Genomic DNA, 16,041 nt, shown 5'->3' with positions numbered 1-16,041 from the left:
GCTCGCTTACTTTACTTAAGCAGTTTCGTCAGATGCCGGAGCGGCTTCAGCAGTAGCTTCAGTTGCGCCTGCTAAAGGAGCAATCGTGCCACCTTCATCAGCCATTGCAGCCTTGAGTGATAAACGCAAACGACCACGCTCATCAGCAGCTAACAACTTCACGCGAACCACTTGGCCCTCTGCTAAATAGTCCTTAACTTCTTTTACACGCTCATTGGAGATTTCAGAGATGTGCAATAGACCATCTTTACCAGGAAGAATGTTTACCAAAGCGCCGAATTCGAGCAATTTCACCACTGGACCTTCGTAGATCTTGCCTACTTCAGCTTCAGCGGTAATACCTTCGATACGTGCTTTTGCTTCAGCCATGCCTTCAGCAGAAGTAGACGCAATAGTTACAGTACCGTCATCTTTAATGTCGATGCTGCAACCAGTTTCTTTAGTCAAGGCTTGAATTGTTGCGCCGCCCTTACCGATTACTTCACGAATCTTGTCTGGATGAATCTTGAAAGAAACCATACGTGGAGCATGTGCAGACAATTCAGTGCGAACTGAACCCATTGCTTCTTGCATCTTGCTCAAAATGTGCAAACGGCCTTCTTTAGCTTGGGCCAATGCAACTTGCATAATTTCTTTAGTGATGCCTTGAACTTTAATGTCCATTTGCAAAGCAGTAATACCGTTAGCGGTACCAGCCACTTTAAAGTCCATATCGCCCAAGTGATCTTCATCACCCAAGATGTCTGTCAATACGGCAAAACGATTGCCATCCAAAATCAAGCCCATTGCAACACCAGCAACGTGCGCTTTAACTGGAACACCAGCGTCCATCATTGCCAAACAGCCGCCGCAAACGGAAGCCATGGATGAAGAACCATTGGACTCAGTGATTTCTGAAACTACACGAATGCTGTACGCAAAATCTTCAGCGCTAGGCAATACTGGAATCAATGCACGCTTAGCCAAACGACCGTGACCAATTTCACGACGCTTTGGGCTACCTACGCGACCAGTTTCACCAGTTGCGAACGGAGGCATGTTGTAGTGGAACATGAAGCGATCACGGTACTCACCTTCGAGCGCGTCAATGATCTGCTCATCACGTGCAGTACCTAAGGTAGCTACTACGAGAGCCTGTGTCTCACCACGAGTAAACAATGCTGAACCGTGTGTGCGTGGCAATACGCCATTACGAATTTCAATCGGACGAACAGTACGTGTATCACGACCATCAATTCGTGGCTCGCCGTTCAAAATTTGGCTACGAACAATCTTCGCTTCGATTTCGAACATGATGTCGCTAACAGCAACCGCATCAACATCGCCCTCTTCGGCAAGCTTAGCTAATACTGCTTTAGTAGTCTCTTTAAGTCTGTCTGAACGAGCGCCTTTTTGACGAATCTGATAAGCCTCGCGCAATGGCCCTTCAGCCAATGCAGTTACCTTAGTGATGAATGGCTCATCTTTAGGAGCAGCAGTCCAATCCCACTCTGGTTTGCCAGCTTCAGTCACCAACTCATTAATTGCGTTAATGGCAGTTTGCATTTGGTCATGACCATATACAACCGCGCCCAACATGATTTCTTCTGACAACTGATTCGCTTCTGACTCAACCATCAATACAGCAGCTTGTGTACCAGCAACAATCAAATCCATTTCGCTAGTAGCTTGCTCTGTACGAGTTGGGTTCAAGAGGTATTGACCGTTAGCGTAACCAACACGTGCTGCGCCGACCGGGCCAGCAAAAGGAATGCCTGAAACAGCCAATGCTGCTGAAGCAGCGATCAAAGCAGGAATATCAGAAGGAACATCCGGGTTGATAGACAACACATGAATCACCACCTGAACTTCGTTCAAGAAGCCTTCTGGAAACAATGGGCGCAATGGACGGTCAATCAAACGGGAGATCAATGTCTCGCCTTCTGATGGACGACCTTCACGACGGAAAAAGCCACCAGGAATTTTTCCTGCGGCGTAAGTTTTTTCGAGGTAATCAACAGTCAAGGGGAAAAATGACTGGCCTGGCTTGGCTGATTTAGAGGCAACTACTGTGCCCATTACAACTGTGTCATCGATATTGACGATTACAGCTCCGCCGGCTTGACGAGCGATCTCGCCTGTTTCCATTGTTACTTGATGGTTGCCCCATTGAAACGTCTTCACTACTTTTTTAAACATAGTCATTCTGATCTTCTCCAAATTGTTCACGTAAAAGCCACATGGATTTCACGCTTGTCGTGGGATAAAGCAGTGTCACGACAACACTGGAGCGATTGAAGATCACAGGGGATGCCATTCCAGGGAGACACTGAATTCGAAAACCCAGAAACTCATTGGAATGACACGATCCCCTACACAAATAATCTTGAATCGCTCAAAAAACATGCCATCTGCTTAAGACTGATTCTGTTACGAAACAACCCTAAGAAAGATGGCATTGCAATACCGATAAGAATTACTTACGGAGACCTAATTTCTCGATCAATGCGCGATAGCGACCCAAATCCTTGCCTTTGAGGTAATCCAAAAGGCGGCGACGGCGTGAAACCATCTTCAACAAACCACGACGGCTGTGATGATCTTTAGCGTTAGCTTTGAAATGGGGGGTTAATTCATTGATACGGGCTGTTAGCAATGAAACTTGAACTTCAGGGCTACCTGTATCGTTTGCGCTGCGCGCGTTTTCTTTGACGATTTCCGCCGTTTTAATATCAGCAACTGCCATTTTCATACTCCTTACTTGCGAACACCTGAGCTTTCACCCAATTCGTGTCGTGCATTTATTAATCAAATAAAACAAAAAATCTTTAAAAATCAAAGCCCTCGAATTGTAGCAGAGAGAATCCAAAAATTAAGCCCTTCCCTACGAAACTTGGTATTCTTTAGCTACATCCCAAAGTCAGTTTTTACAGAAACTCTAATAAAATCAAGAACTTAATAAAAATGAAACTATCTACTTTCCGCATAATCGCCATATTTTTAGGCACCCTACTCCTTCAAACGAACGCATTTGCCCAATTTTCCAACCCTTTTGGCCCCCAAAAGACGGTTGAACAGCAGCGCCAAGAAATTCTCAAAAAGAATGAGGACACCCTCAAGCAGCTCTATGCAATTCAACCCAAAGCCAAAGAATTGATTGAAAGATCAGCTGGATATGCAACTTTTAGTAACTTCGGTATGAAGATTCTGATTGCTGGCGGCGGTACAGGCAGTGGCGTTGTGATTCCAAGAGATAGAGCTAAACCCGTTTACATGAACATGGCTGAGGTTCAAGCCGGCTTAGGACTTGGAATTAAATCCTTCCAAAACATTTTTGTTTTTCAAACTCAAGCGGCTATGAATGACTTTGTTAATTCCGGCTGGACTTTCGGGGGCCAAGTTACAGCTGCAGCCAAATATGAAAATAATGGTGATGCATACCAAGATGCCGTGGTGGTAGCACCTGGTGTACTGATGTACCAATTAACTGACTCAGGCCTTGCCGTAGAAATCACCGGCAAGGGTACCAAGTACTACAAGAACACAGACCTCAATAAATAAGAGGCGTATTACTCAGATACTGCAGATGCCACCAAGAATGATTAAGGTGTCATCTGCGCATTGAGCTTAGCTTGGCTAGGATCATGCAATTTATTCAGTGCAGATAAGTAAGCTTTTGCTGATGCTGCAATGATGTCTGGATCAGTACCAACGCCGTTGACGATACGTCCACCCTTAGCGAGTCGCACGGTAACCTCTCCTTGAGATTGAGTGCCTGAAGTAATCGCATTCACGGAATAGAGTAACTGCTCTGCCCCACTCTTCACAATTTCTTCAATCGCATTCAAGCTAGCGTCAACTGGACCATTGCCTTCAGCCTCGGAGCTTGCTTCTTTATCACCAACTCGGAAAGTAACCTTAGATTTTGGACGCTCGCCTGTTTCAGAATGCTGGCTCAAAGAAATAAATTTATAAAACTCGCCCTCTTCAGCGGCAGCAGAATCCGACATGATGGCAATAATATCTTCATCAAATATTTCTGATTTTTGATCAGCCAATGCTTTGAAGCGAACAAATGCTTCATTCAAATCGGCTTCAGCTTCAATTGCAATACCCATCTCTTGTAAACGTTGCTTGAATGCATTGCGGCCAGACAACTTGCCCAACACAATCTTATTGGTTGCCCAACCCACATCTTCTGCGCGCATGATTTCATAGGTATCGCGATTCTTCAAGATGCCATCTTGGTGAATGCCGGAAGTATGCGCAAAGGCATTTGCCCCTACGACCGCTTTATTGGGCTGAACCACAAATCCCGTGATCTGAGAAACCAACTTCGAGGCAGGAACAATTTGAGTGGCATCAATGCCGCATACCATGTCAAAGTAATCCTTGCGAGTGCGCAAGGCCATCACAATCTCTTCTAATGCCGTATTGCCAGCACGCTCACCCAAGCCGTTAATGGTGCACTCAATTTGTCGAGCTCCACCGATCTTCACGCCTGCTAAGGAGTTGGCAACAGCCATACCCAAGTCATTGTGGCAATGCACGGACCAAATCGCTTTATCCGAATTCGGAACACGGGTGCGTAAGGTCTTGATGAATTCACCATACAACTCTGGCGTGGCATAACCTACGGTGTCAGGAATATTGATGGTGCTCGCACCCTCATTAATGACCGCCTCAACCACTCTGCACAAGAAATCCATTTCTGAACGATAGCCATCTTCCGCAGAGAACTCGATATCCTCGGCCAAGTTTCTGGCAAAGCGGATAGATCGTTTAGCTTGCTCTAAAACTTCTTCTGGAGACATGCGTAACTTCACAGCCATGTGCAATGGGCTGGTAGCCAAGAATGCATGAATACGTTTTGCATTGGCAGCTTTCAAGGCATCTGCAGCGCGAGTAATGTCTTTGTCGTTAGCGCGAGCGAGTGAACATACGATGGAGTCTTTCACGGCTGCTGCTACAGCGGAGATCGCCTGAAAGTCGCCCTCAGAGCTAGCGGCAAAACCAGCCTCGATCACATCAACCTTGAGACGCTCTAACTGGCGAGCAATGCGAACCTTTTCATCCTTGGTCATTGAGGCGCCAGGCGATTGTTCGCCATCACGTAAGGTGGTATCAAAAATGATTACTTTGTCACTCATCACTACTCTCCGGTTCAATATTGCTTAATTATGTTTGCTACTCAATTGCGAATCTAAAAACAAAAACCCCAGCAATTTGCTGGGGCTGGTATGTCGTGGTTAATGAATTACTTTAATCTCATTAACTCAGGCCTTACCTGCCCCAAGCTTTAGGCTCAGTGCTAGTAGAAGCAAGTTAGGAAGTGAGAAATTCATCAACATGGATTAAATATAACCTAAATATTCCAAATCAGCTAAAACGGCGACCGCTGAGATGCTCCCAAGCCCAAATGACATATCCAGAGATGGAATACACGACAAATAGACCGAATAGGGTTAAAGGCGGATTGGAGGAGATCAAAACGAAGGTAAGGATCATTAAGACCATCACACCAAAAGGCACGCGGTAGCGAACATCCAAGGCTTTGCCACTATAAAAACGGGCATTCGATACCATGGTCAAACCAGCATAAACAGCAATAAAGAAAGTAATCCAAGGAATTGCGGTATCGCGCACCGGGATCTTATTGTCATCAGCCAGCCAGATAAAACCAGCCATCAAAGAACCGGCCGCAGGACTTGGCAAGCCTTGAAAAAACTTCTTGTCAACAACGCTGGTATTGACGTTAAAACGGGCTAGACGCAAAGCAGCGCCTGCACAATAAGTAAAGGCAGCCAACCAGCCCCACTTACCTAGATCTTTTAAAGCCCACTCATAAGCAACTAAGGCTGGGGCAACGCCAAATGACACCATATCAGCCAAAGAGTCATACTGCTCTCCAAAAGCGCTCTGGGTATTGGTCATACGGGCAACGCGGCCATCCATACCATCCAAAACTAAGGATGCAAAGATGGCAATAGCGGCCATCTCAAACTGGTGGTTCATTGCATTAACAATAGCAAAGAAGCCGCAGAATAAAGCTGCTGTAGTAAATGCGTTAGGAAGTAGGTAGATTCCTTTGCTACGTTGACGCGGCTTATCCGCATGCAACTCTTCTACTTCGAAATCAATTCCATCACCAAGTTCTTCAGCCCATTCTGCTTCAGAACGCTCAGCACGTTTAGGGGCAAGGCGACTACGGTCTATGCGGCCACGACGACGAAATGTACTCAAGGAATATTCCCAGTTAAAACGGCTTAATTAATCTAAGCCGGGTACGCGAGCTAATGCGGTATTCGTAGCAAAAACTTTATCACCAACACTGACCAAAGGTTCAGCTGTTAATGGCAAATATACATCTACGCGAGAGCCAAAGCGAATAAAGCCATAACGCTCACCTGCTTTAAGTCTATCGCCAACATGGATATAGCAAAGAATGCGTCGCGCAATCAGGCCTGCAACCTGAACCAAAGTCACGATTTGACCATTGGCATCAATCACAACAGCATTACGCTCATTCTCAGTAGAGGCTTTATCTAAATCAGCATTCACAAACTTGCCTGGGAAATACTGAATCTCTTTTACCAAACCGTTCACTGCACCGCGGTTGGAGTGAACATTAAACACGTTCATAAAAACACTAATCTTCAAAGCTTCGCGACCGGCATAAGGGTCATTAGCCACTTCCACTACGACGATACGACCATCGGCTGGAGATAAAACTAAATCACGACCAAGAGCAGCAATGCGCTGTGGATCGCGAAAGAACTGCAGAACAAAGATAAAGATGATCCATAAAGGCCATGACCATGCAATGCCACCAAGATAGTGGACTAGCAAAGTAACGGCCCCCACCAATGCCAAATACGGCCAACCTTCTTTCGCAATAATGGGGTGCGGATACATCATCTTTGTTCTGAGCCTTATTTAATGAACTACTTATTTCGTCGATTAACTATCGTCTTGCTTAGTTCTTAGTTTGGTCAACTAACTTGTTCTTCGCAATCCAAGGCATCATGGCGCGCAACTTAGCACCAACCACTTCGATGTCATGCTCAGCATTCAAACGACGACGTGAAATCAAAGTAGGCGCACCCGCTTTGTTTTCCAAGATGAAGCTCTTAGCGTACTCACCAGTCTGAATGTCTTTCAAGCACTGACGCATTGCATTCTTAGTATCTTCAGTAACAACACGTGGGCCAGTCACATACTCACCGTACTCAGCATTGTTAGAGATGGAGTAGTTCATGTTGGCGATACCACCTTCGTAGATCAAGTCAACAATCAACTTAAGCTCATGCAAGCACTCGAAGTAAGCCATTTCAGGAGCGTAACCAGCCTCTACCAAAGTTTCGAAACCAGCTTTAATCAATTCCACTGCGCCGCCACAAAGAACAGCTTGCTCACCGAACAAGTCAGTTTCAGTTTCTTCACGGAAGTTAGTTTCGATAATGCCGGCACGACCGCCACCGTTTGCAGTTGCATATGACAACGCAACATCACGCGCAGAACCAGATTTGTCTTGGTACACAGCGATCAAATGAGGAACGCCGCCACCTTGAGCGTAAGTACCGCGAACAGTATGACCTGGTGCCTTAGGAGCAATCATGATCACATCCAAGTCAGCGCGTGGCTGAACTTGACCGTAGTGAACGTTAAAGCCGTGAGCGAATGCCAATGCAGCGCCCTGCTTGATATTGCCATGAACTTCTTTGCTGTACACATCAGCAATTTGCTCATCAGGCAAGAGCATCATCACTACATCAGCGTCTTTAACGGCTTCGCCTACTTCTTTTACCGTCAAGCCAGCATTTGCAGCTTTGCTCCAGGAAGCACCATCTTTACGCAAACCAACAGTAACGTTGCAGCCTGAATCTTTCAGATTCAATGCGTGTGCGTGACCTTGTGAACCATAACCAATGATGGTTACTTTTTTGCCTTTAATGAGGGACAAATCAGCGTCTTTATCGTAAAAAACTTTCATGCTCTTTCCTTGTTTTGAAAATGTAGTTAATTCAGTAATCAGTTAAAAAAATTAAACCTTGAGGATACGTTCACCGCGCCCAATACCAGAACCACCCGAACGGACAGTTTCTAGAATCGATGCACGATCAATCGAATCAATAAAGGCGTCTAATTTGGCACCATCACCAGTTAATTCAATGGTGTAACTCTTATCGGTCACATCGATGATGCGACCACGGAAGATATCCGTTGTACGTTTCAACTCTTCACGCTCTTTACCTACGGCGCGAATTTTGATCATCATGAGCTCACGCTCAATATGAGGACCTTCAGTCAAATCAAAAACCTTAACCACTTCAACCAAGCGATTTAAGTGCTTGGTAATTTGCTCAATTACGTCCTCGGAGCCAATCGTCACAATCGTCATGCGGGAAAGTGAAGAATCTTCAGTAGGCGCAACGCTTAAGGTTTCAATGTTGTAACCACGCGCGGAAAATAAGCCAACTACCCGGGACAATGCCCCTGGTTCGTTCTCTATCAATACAGAAATAATATGTCGCATTAGAGATCCTCGCTACCCAAAAGCATTTCAGTAATACCCTTACCCGCTTGAACCATTGGCCAAACGTTTTCTTCTGGGTCGGTTTGGAAATCCATAAACACAGTGCGATCTTTCAAGCGAATTGCTTCTTTAAGAGCGCCTTCAACATCGGACTTCTTCTCAATACGCATACCAACGTGACCAAAAGCCTCAGCCAACTTCACAAAGTCTGGCAATGAATCCATGTACGAGCTGGAATAACGCTTGTTATAAGTCAGCTCTTGCCATTGGCGAACCATACCGAGATAACGGTTGTTCAATGACACGATCTTTACGGGCGTGTTGTACTGCTTACAAGTGGATAGCTCTTGAATACACATCTGAATAGAGCCTTCACCGGTGATAGCGAATACATCTTTATCCGGGAAAGCTTTCTTGATGCCCATTGCATATGGTAAACCAACACCCATAGTCCCAAGGCCACCAGAGTTAATCCAGCGACGTGGCTTATCAAACTTGTAGAACTGAGCAGCCCACATTTGATGCTGGCCTACGTCAGAAGTAATGATGGCATCGCCACCAGTAAGCTCCCACAATTTTTGAACAACGTACTGTGGCTTAACAATTTGCGATGCTTCGTCGTACTTCAAGCAATCTTTTTTACGCCATTCATTGATCTGCGCCCACCATGCGGCTAACTTAGCCTCATTCTTGCGTGGACCAGCGGCTTTTAGTTGCGCAGTCATCTCCCGCAATACTTCTTTGAGATTGCCAACAATAGGAACGTCCACCCTCACCCGCTTAGAAATCACAGATGGATCAATATCAATATGAATGATCTTGCGTGGATGACTTGCAAAGTGCGCAGTATTACCAATCACGCGGTCATCAAAACGTGCGCCAATCGCGATCAATACATCACTGTGCTGCATAGACATATTGGCTTCGTAGGTGCCGTGCATACCGAGCATGCCCACAAACTGTGGACTGGTACCTGGAAAGCCACCAAGGCCCATCAAGGTATTGGTCACTGGGTAACCTAACAAATCAGCAAACTCTTTTAACTCTGGAGCGGCGTCAGCCAAGATCACCCCACCACCGGCGTAGATGAATGGGCGCTCAGCTTCTTGCAATAAAGAAACCGCTTTACGAATTTGTCCGCTATGCCCTTTTACAACTGGGTTGTATGAGCGCATCTCCAATGTTTCTGGGTAGACGAATGGTCCTTTGGCTGCAGAGACATCCTTAGGAATATCAATCAATACTGGGCCTGGACGACCTGTCTGCGCAATATGGAAAGCCTTCTTAATGACCAAGGGTAGGTCTTTAACATCCTTCACGAGGAAGTTGTGCTTTACCACCGGGCGAGTGATGCCAACGGTATCGGCCTCTTGGAAAGCATCTTCACCAATTGCGTATGTCGGCACGTTACCGCTGATGACGACTAGCGGTATGGAATCTGTGTAGGCAGTAGCAATTCCAGTAACCGCGTTGGTTACACCAGGACCTGAAGTAACTAAAGCGACACCAACCTTACCGGTTGCACGCGCATAGCCATCGGCCGCATGAACTGCTGCTTGCTCATGGCGAACAAGAATGTGTTCAAACTTGTCCTGCTTGAAAATTTCGTCGTAGATAAAGAGAACGGAACCGCCTGGATAACCCCAAACGTATTCAACACCCTCTTTGTGCAATGCCTGCACCAACATCTCGGCGCCAATCATTTCAGGCACATTCGCTGTGGAATTCGGGTTTGCTGTGTCTTGGTTAGCTTTAGAAGCTAAAAATTCTGCGCTGCTTGTATTCATTTTCTTTCGTCCTTTGCAATTTTCGGCAAAAAATTGATTGGTCTGCTCTGTCTCCTGCTTATGGCCTGAGTTCGAACGGCGCTGCTACCGGAAAAAACCACTTCTTGAATGAGATTCTAGGTAGTAAGCCCTACATTCTATAGCAATCCCCTAAAATGGACGAATTCCATCAGATTCAGGTCTAATCTACTAAATGGCTTCACCCCAAGAACTTTCTGACTTTCTGAGTAGTGTTGAGCAGCGCGCTTTCAAGCAGGCAGTCTATGCTGTGCGGGATGACGATGCAGCCTTAGACATTGTTCAAGATGCCATGATCAAACTGGCGGAAAAGTATGGTGATCGTCCTGCAGCGGAATTACCACTAGTTTTCACCAGAATTCTGCAAAATCGAATTCACGACTGGTTCAGACGGCAAAAGGTTCGAAACACCTGGGTCACCCTCTTCTCCAATATGGGCAAGAAATCAGATGAAAGCGATGATTTTGACCCATTAGAGTCACTTTCAGCTCCGGATGACAGTGAAATTCACCAGGATGGTGCATTTAAGCTAGAACGAAGTCAGCTCCTGCAGTCCCTAGAATCAGAAATATCAAAATTACCTGCCCGTCAACGAGAAGCCTTCCTGATGCGTTATTGGGATGAGCTGAGTATTACTGAAACTGCCCTTGCTATGAGTTGTAGCGAGGGAAGCGTCAAAACCCACTGCTCAAGAGCCACCCAGGCTCTAGCTAAAGCATTGAAATTAAAAGGAATTACGCTGTGAACCGCAATCAAGACCTCCTCAATACAACAGAAGCTGACCAGTTTGGCCAGTCTGCTGCTGCCCTGCTCCGCCAAGGATCCCAATCCCTGCCAGCCGGCATTAAAGATCGTCTATATGCAGCGCGCCTCAAGGCACTTTCCGTCAAAAAGCCAGAAAAAGTACGTGTTCAACAGCATGTTCTGGCCGGCACCTCTGGAAACTGGTCCTCAGGCTCACGTTCTTTTTGGGATAACGTGGGTTGGGTTGCCCCGCTAGTTGTTCTTGTATTTGGCCTGATTGGCATAGCCCAATGGCAACAAGACTCCCGCATTAACGATATTGCTGAGTTAGACGTCGCCCTCTTGACCGATGATGTTCCGCCAGATGCCTATGCTGATAGCGGCTTTTTGGGCTTCCTCAAAAATGGTCCTTTGGCTGAATCTGATCAAGATAGCCTTGATTCAGTGAAGTCACCATCCTAAGGTTCAGACTAAGCCGAATTAGCTCATGCTAAAAAATCCAGGATCTTTGCGTGCTGTTCTCAGCATCTCCATGATGATGGCGATTGGCATTGCTGGATCAATCCAATCTTCGGTTGCGCTCGCTCAAACTGCCACTGCTAGTCATGGAAAAAGTACTGGTATTCCAGAAAAGAAGCCAGATGGAACTTGGGAAGGTCTCAAACCAGGGCAGCAGAAAATCTTAGCGCCACTGGAGAGCGATTGGGATTACATGCTTCCTGATAGTCGCAAGAAATGGATCCAGGTTGCCAATCTATACCCAAGAATGAGCGAGGTCGATCAAAATCGACTGCAGTCTCGCATGACTAGCTGGTCAAACCTTTCACAAAAGGACCGTCGCTTGGCCCGCGAAAACTACTTAAGTAGTTTGAAGTTCCCTGCTGAAAAAAAAGCAGAAGCCTGGAGCGCATATCAAAAACTCACTGATGAACAAAAGAAGAAATTAGCTCAAGCAGAAGTCGGCAAGAAGAAGCCAACTGCTACCAGTGCACCAACATTGCAACAGCATCCCATTGCGCAAAAATCCAATTTAGCACCAACCCTGCCAGCAAGCAGCGCTCCAGCTCAAGAAGCTCCAGCTCCGAGCGCAAGCTCTGAGAGCAACTCAAGCAATCCTTAAAAATCCCTAAGCTGTGATTACCCCCGCTGAATTAAACATACTTCCTGCTCCGCAATTTTGGCGCCGGGTGTCTTGCACACTTTATGAACAATTAGTTTTGCTTGGTGTGATCGCCTTTACCTTCCTTGTCCCCAATTTGGGATTAGGCATGCTCTTCAATATTTCACTACCAAGTTGGCTCACTTTCCTCTATCTCTATGTCGTCCTGGGCATTTACTTTGTTTGGTATTGGACTAAGTCTGGGCAGACGCTAGCAATGCAAACTTGGCGCGTGCGCATGATTGGTCCGGGCGGCTACAACCTGACGCGCAGACAGGCCATCTGGCGCTATGTTTTTGGGTCTTTGTGGCTCGCACCTTGCGTTCTTCTGCAATGGATCTTCGAGCTGCAGAGATGGCAGATTATTGAAATGCTGTTTACGGTTGCTGTATTTCTGTGGCCATTGACTATTTATTTGGATCGCGCCAGCACCCTGCTACGTCAAAGTCTGCCAGATCGTTTTGGTAGAACGCGTTTAGTGGAACTGCCAAAGAACTTGGTGACACTCTCGTAAGCACGAGAATGCGTGAGCCTTAGATCTCGCGCAAGCATTCCATGGCGGTAGCAGTTTGAATTTTTCTCTGAAAACGAAAGCCTGCCAAGAGGCAAGCAACCACTCCAAAGCAAATTCCAATCGCCAGAGACTGGGCGAATGCATTGAACTCAATCTCCAATACGAAACGCCCAAGTGCCCAAGCGGCTATTCCGGCCGCTAGTCCAGCCAATGCGCCTGCCAGGACCCCAATAATTAAGAGCTCAGCTAAGGCAATCTTTCTCAGCAAGGCGCGCGATGCACCTACCGCCTTGAGTAAAGCCGCACTTCTGAAACGTTCGTCTTGCGTCGCTGCAATTGCGGCTACTAGTACTAATATCGCTGCAGCAATCGTGAATGCAAACAACAAACCCAGCACAGAAGATAGTCGATCTAATACATCTTGGATTTGCTGCAAGGATGTAGCCACATCCACAATAGTGAGATTTGGATAGGTCTGCGCAAGCTGATAATCGAGACCTTCAATTTCAGCGCTTTGGTAATAAGAGGTAATCCAAGATTGCGGCATTTCTTCCAGCATAACGGGGGGCATAATGACAAAAAAGTTCACCTTCATCGAACTCCAATCCAACTTACGCAAAGAAGTAATTGGCGCAGTCAATTTTTCACCGGCGAGCTCAAAGGTCATTTGATCGCCCAGTTTTAACTTCAACGTTTTCGCAATCCCCGCCTCCAAAGAAACTTGCGGTGCACTTCCTTCAATCCATTTTCCAGTAGTAATACGATTGCCCTCAGGCAATTGCTCGGTATAAGAGAGATTGAATTCTCGATCAACCAGGCGACGGGCATTTTCATCAACATAGTCATTAGGGCCAATAATCTTTCCATTGACTTCAACCAAGCGTGCGCGAACCATAGGGCTAAAGCTCGGCTTTACCACGCCCGCATCGAGCAGTGACTGAGTAATACTTGGCTTTTGATCATCCTGAATATTAATCATGAAACGATTGGGCGCATCAACTGGAATGTTTCCCTGCCAAGTAGAGAGCAAATCCTGCCTGAGCAAGAGAATTAGGAGCAAGGCCATCAAGGCGATACCTAAGGCGGTAATTTGCATGACTGCAAATCCTGCGCGTCGTGCTTGTGCGGTCAATGCAAAGCGCAAAGCAAAGTTCTGAGCACCCCACTTAGAAAACAGAATATTGAGAATTCGTAGCGAGCACCAGGAGACCAGAGCAAAGAGTGCGACAGCAGCGCCAAAGCTAGCAGCAACCCAAGAGGCTAGCTTCCAGTCCTGAGCTGCAATCGCAATTAAGGCGAGGCAAGTTATGAGTCCAAAAAGTGCCACCCAGAGTACTTTCATGTTTACTGAGCCCAACTCCTTCCGAATGAGTCGCACCGGTGAAATCATGACCAAACTCAATAGAGGTGGCCCAGCAAAACCAATCAACAAGCAAGAGGAAAACAAAACACTCCAAGCTAAGGGCCAGAGGGATAGCGAAGGCAAATTGGCAAACACCAAGTTTCCTAGAATACGAATCAATACTTCTTGCACACCGTAAGCAATGGTAGCCCCCATGATGGCAGCCAATAAGCACAAAGCACCCAATACTTTTATTTGATTTACCAAAATCATCTTTTGGCTTGCACCAAGGCATTTCATCACCGCACAAACATCAGCTTGCTTCAAGACATAGCGACGTGCTGATAAAGCAATGGCTACTGCAGCTACCATTGCAGTCAGTAGGGCAACCAAAGATAAGAAGCGCTCTGCCCGCTCTAAGGTTTTACGCATGACAGGCTGCGCATTCTCCAAGGTCTCAATGCGCAATCCTCTCAGGCCTTCGACCTCAATCCATTGCGTCGCCCACTTCTCATAATTAGAGATAGCTTGATCCTTGCCCGCTAGCAGCAGACGATAAGTCACGCGGCTACCTTGACCAATGAGACCTGTTGCAGGTAAATCATCAAGCGACATCATGACGCGTGGTGCAAAGTTCATGAATCCAGCACCCCGATCGAGCTCGCGCTCCAAGACACCGCTAATCAGGAGAGTCTTATCTCCCAATGACACGCGATCACCCACTTTAGCCTGTAGTGCGTTGAGCATTGCAGGATCCACCCAAACCGAACCAGCCGGTGGAATTGTGCCGACTTGCTCCGGCGACACTTGTAATGACCCGCGCAGGGGATAGGCGCCACTTACCGCCTTAAGAGAAGCCAGCTTACTTTGAGTACCAACAGTGGCCATGCTTGGGAACACAATAGTTTGAGCTGAGCTCAACTGCAAGCTCTTAGCCTCTTGAATAAAACGTTCAGGCAAAGGCTGATCAGCAACCAGCAACAGGTCCGCAGCCAGAAGTTGGCGAGCATCAAACTGAAAAGCCCGCTGCATTCGGTCTGCCAAGAAGCTGACGCTGGATAAGGCTGCGACAGAGAGCGTCAGCGCAACCAGTAAGGCTACCAACTCACTAGATCGAAGGTCTCGTCTTGCGGTTCGAAGAAAGCTTGCTAACACGGATATTAAATTGCCTGAATCTGGCCACCATCAACACGGATCACTGACCCAGTGATAAAGGAAGCGCTTTGACTGGCTAAAAACGCAGCAGTATCGCCGTATTCCTGAGGATCGCCGTAACGACCCATCGGTATCTGTTTTAAGCTAGCTTGCACAGCAGACTCGTAGCTAACATTTTCTCGTTGAGCACGCGCTTCATCTAGTTGACGTAAGCGATCCGTTGCAACACGACCTGGCATGATCACATTCACCGTAATGCCTTCAGCAGCTACTTCTGCCGCCAAGGTTTTAGACCAAGCTAGCAGTGCAGCGCGTAAGGTATTGGAGATTGCCAAGTTTTTGATTGGGGCAATCGCGCCTGAAGTGGTGCTCGTAATGATGCGACCCCATTTACGCTGACGCATTCCTGGAAGAACTCGATCAGTAATGCTGATGAGTGACAAGACCATATCGTTAAAACTCTTTTGCCATAGCGCAGGGTCTTGCCCGGTTGCCAGTGTTGGAGGCGGTCCGCCAGTGTTATTAATCAGAATATCAATCGGTCCGAGCTCTTGCTCTACTTTTGTAACTAACGCATCAATCACTGAGCTGTCAGATAAATCCCAGCTTAAAGCCAATGCTTTGCCACCAGCAGCCTCAATCAACTCCACTGATTTTTTCAACCCTTCAGGGTTGCGACCAGTAACCGCCACCTTGATACCTTCGCGCGCCAATGAAACGGCCATCGCCTGACCTAAACCACGACTAGATGCCATTACTAAGGCAACCTTACCTTTGAGCCCTAAATCCATATCTTCTCCATTATTT

At 46.8% G+C, this 16,041-nt stretch carries 15 protein-coding genes; 5 read left to right on the top strand and 10 right to left on the bottom strand.

Annotated elements, in window-relative coordinates:
- Positions 1-15: 15 nt before the first annotated feature.
- Positions 16-2,184 (bottom strand): polyribonucleotide nucleotidyltransferase, encoded by a 2,169-nt coding sequence (gene pnp / locus ACIQZ3_RS05945; protein WP_397391259.1) that lies wholly within the window; start codon positions 2,182-2,184, stop codon positions 16-18.
- Between the two features lie 271 nt (positions 2,185-2,455).
- Positions 2,456-2,725: a 30S ribosomal protein S15 gene (gene rpsO / locus ACIQZ3_RS05940; protein WP_015420915.1), complete on the bottom strand. Its 270-nt coding sequence runs from the start codon at positions 2,723-2,725 to the stop codon at positions 2,456-2,458.
- A 218-nt stretch (positions 2,726-2,943) separates the two neighbouring features.
- Here rpsO and ACIQZ3_RS05935 point away from each other — a divergent pair, with 218 nt between their 5' ends.
- The gene (locus tag ACIQZ3_RS05935) at positions 2,944-3,540 is read left to right on the top strand and encodes a YSC84-related protein (RefSeq protein ID WP_397391257.1); all 597 of its coding nucleotides are present in this window, start codon (positions 2,944-2,946) and stop codon (positions 3,538-3,540) included.
- A 41-nt stretch (positions 3,541-3,581) separates the two neighbouring features.
- Here ACIQZ3_RS05935 and ACIQZ3_RS05930 read toward each other — a convergent pair whose 3' ends face one another.
- The 6 genes from ACIQZ3_RS05930 to ACIQZ3_RS05905 all read right to left on the bottom strand — a co-directional run bounded on the left by ACIQZ3_RS05930 (position 3,582) and on the right by ACIQZ3_RS05905 (position 10,302).
- Positions 3,582-5,129 carry a 2-isopropylmalate synthase gene (locus ACIQZ3_RS05930; RefSeq protein WP_397391255.1) on the bottom strand — a complete coding sequence of 516 codons (1,548 nt, stop codon included), beginning with the start codon at positions 5,127-5,129 and terminating at the stop codon, positions 3,582-3,584.
- Positions 5,130-5,358: 229 nt separating this feature from the next.
- Positions 5,359-6,222 (bottom strand): CDP-diacylglycerol--serine O-phosphatidyltransferase, encoded by an 864-nt coding sequence (pssA, locus tag ACIQZ3_RS05925; RefSeq protein ID WP_397391253.1) that lies wholly within the window; start codon positions 6,220-6,222, stop codon positions 5,359-5,361.
- 27 nt (positions 6,223-6,249) lie between these two features.
- Positions 6,250-6,897 carry a phosphatidylserine decarboxylase gene (locus tag ACIQZ3_RS05920; RefSeq protein WP_397391251.1) on the bottom strand — a complete coding sequence of 216 codons (648 nt, stop codon included), beginning with the start codon at positions 6,895-6,897 and terminating at the stop codon, positions 6,250-6,252.
- 58 nt (positions 6,898-6,955) lie between these two features.
- On the bottom strand, positions 6,956-7,972 hold the full coding sequence (gene ilvC, locus ACIQZ3_RS05915; protein ID WP_046329933.1) for a ketol-acid reductoisomerase: 1,017 nt from the start codon (positions 7,970-7,972) through the stop codon (positions 6,956-6,958).
- Between the two features lie 51 nt (positions 7,973-8,023).
- A complete protein-coding gene (ilvN, locus tag ACIQZ3_RS05910; protein WP_397391249.1) occupies positions 8,024-8,515 on the bottom strand; it encodes an acetolactate synthase small subunit in 492 nt (163 codons plus the stop codon).
- Positions 8,515-10,302 carry an acetolactate synthase 3 catalytic subunit gene (locus ACIQZ3_RS05905; protein ID WP_397391247.1) on the bottom strand — a complete coding sequence of 596 codons (1,788 nt, stop codon included), beginning with the start codon at positions 10,300-10,302 and terminating at the stop codon, positions 8,515-8,517. Before ACIQZ3_RS05905 ends, ilvN begins: the two co-directional genes overlap by 1 nt.
- A 193-nt stretch (positions 10,303-10,495) precedes the next feature.
- Between ACIQZ3_RS05905 and ACIQZ3_RS05900 the strand changes: the two genes are divergently transcribed.
- From ACIQZ3_RS05900 to ACIQZ3_RS05885, 4 genes are read left to right on the top strand one after another with little or no spacing between them, the layout of a single operon-like run.
- Positions 10,496-11,065, top strand: coding sequence for an RNA polymerase sigma factor (locus tag ACIQZ3_RS05900; RefSeq protein ID WP_397391245.1), 570 nt, complete (start codon positions 10,496-10,498; stop codon positions 11,063-11,065).
- Complete coding sequence (locus tag ACIQZ3_RS05895) at positions 11,062-11,526, top strand: DUF3619 family protein (protein ID WP_397391243.1); 465 nt, start codon at positions 11,062-11,064, stop codon at positions 11,524-11,526. The genes ACIQZ3_RS05900 and ACIQZ3_RS05895 overlap by 4 nt, the downstream gene beginning before the upstream one ends.
- 25 nt (positions 11,527-11,551) lie before the next feature.
- Positions 11,552-12,184, top strand: coding sequence for a DUF3106 domain-containing protein (locus tag ACIQZ3_RS05890; protein WP_397391241.1), 633 nt, complete (start codon positions 11,552-11,554; stop codon positions 12,182-12,184).
- Positions 12,185-12,197: 13 nt separating this feature from the next.
- Complete coding sequence (locus ACIQZ3_RS05885) at positions 12,198-12,737, top strand: RDD family protein (RefSeq protein WP_397391240.1); 540 nt, start codon at positions 12,198-12,200, stop codon at positions 12,735-12,737.
- A gap of 19 nt (positions 12,738-12,756) precedes the next feature.
- On the opposite strand, the gene ACIQZ3_RS05880 is transcribed toward ACIQZ3_RS05885, so the two are convergent.
- Together ACIQZ3_RS05880 and ACIQZ3_RS05875 are read right to left on the bottom strand one after the other, a co-directional pair.
- Positions 12,757-15,234, bottom strand: coding sequence for an ABC transporter permease (locus tag ACIQZ3_RS05880; protein WP_397391238.1), 2,478 nt, complete (start codon positions 15,232-15,234; stop codon positions 12,757-12,759).
- Between the two features lie 5 nt (positions 15,235-15,239).
- Positions 15,240-16,025 (bottom strand): SDR family oxidoreductase, encoded by a 786-nt coding sequence (locus ACIQZ3_RS05875; RefSeq protein WP_397391236.1) that lies wholly within the window; start codon positions 16,023-16,025, stop codon positions 15,240-15,242.
- Positions 16,026-16,041 lie beyond the last annotated feature (16 nt).

It is taken from the genome of Polynucleobacter sp., assembly GCF_044342855.1.
Taxonomy (GTDB): Bacteria; Pseudomonadota; Gammaproteobacteria; order Burkholderiales; family Burkholderiaceae; genus Polynucleobacter.
This window is presented reverse-complemented; position numbering and strand designations above follow the sequence as displayed.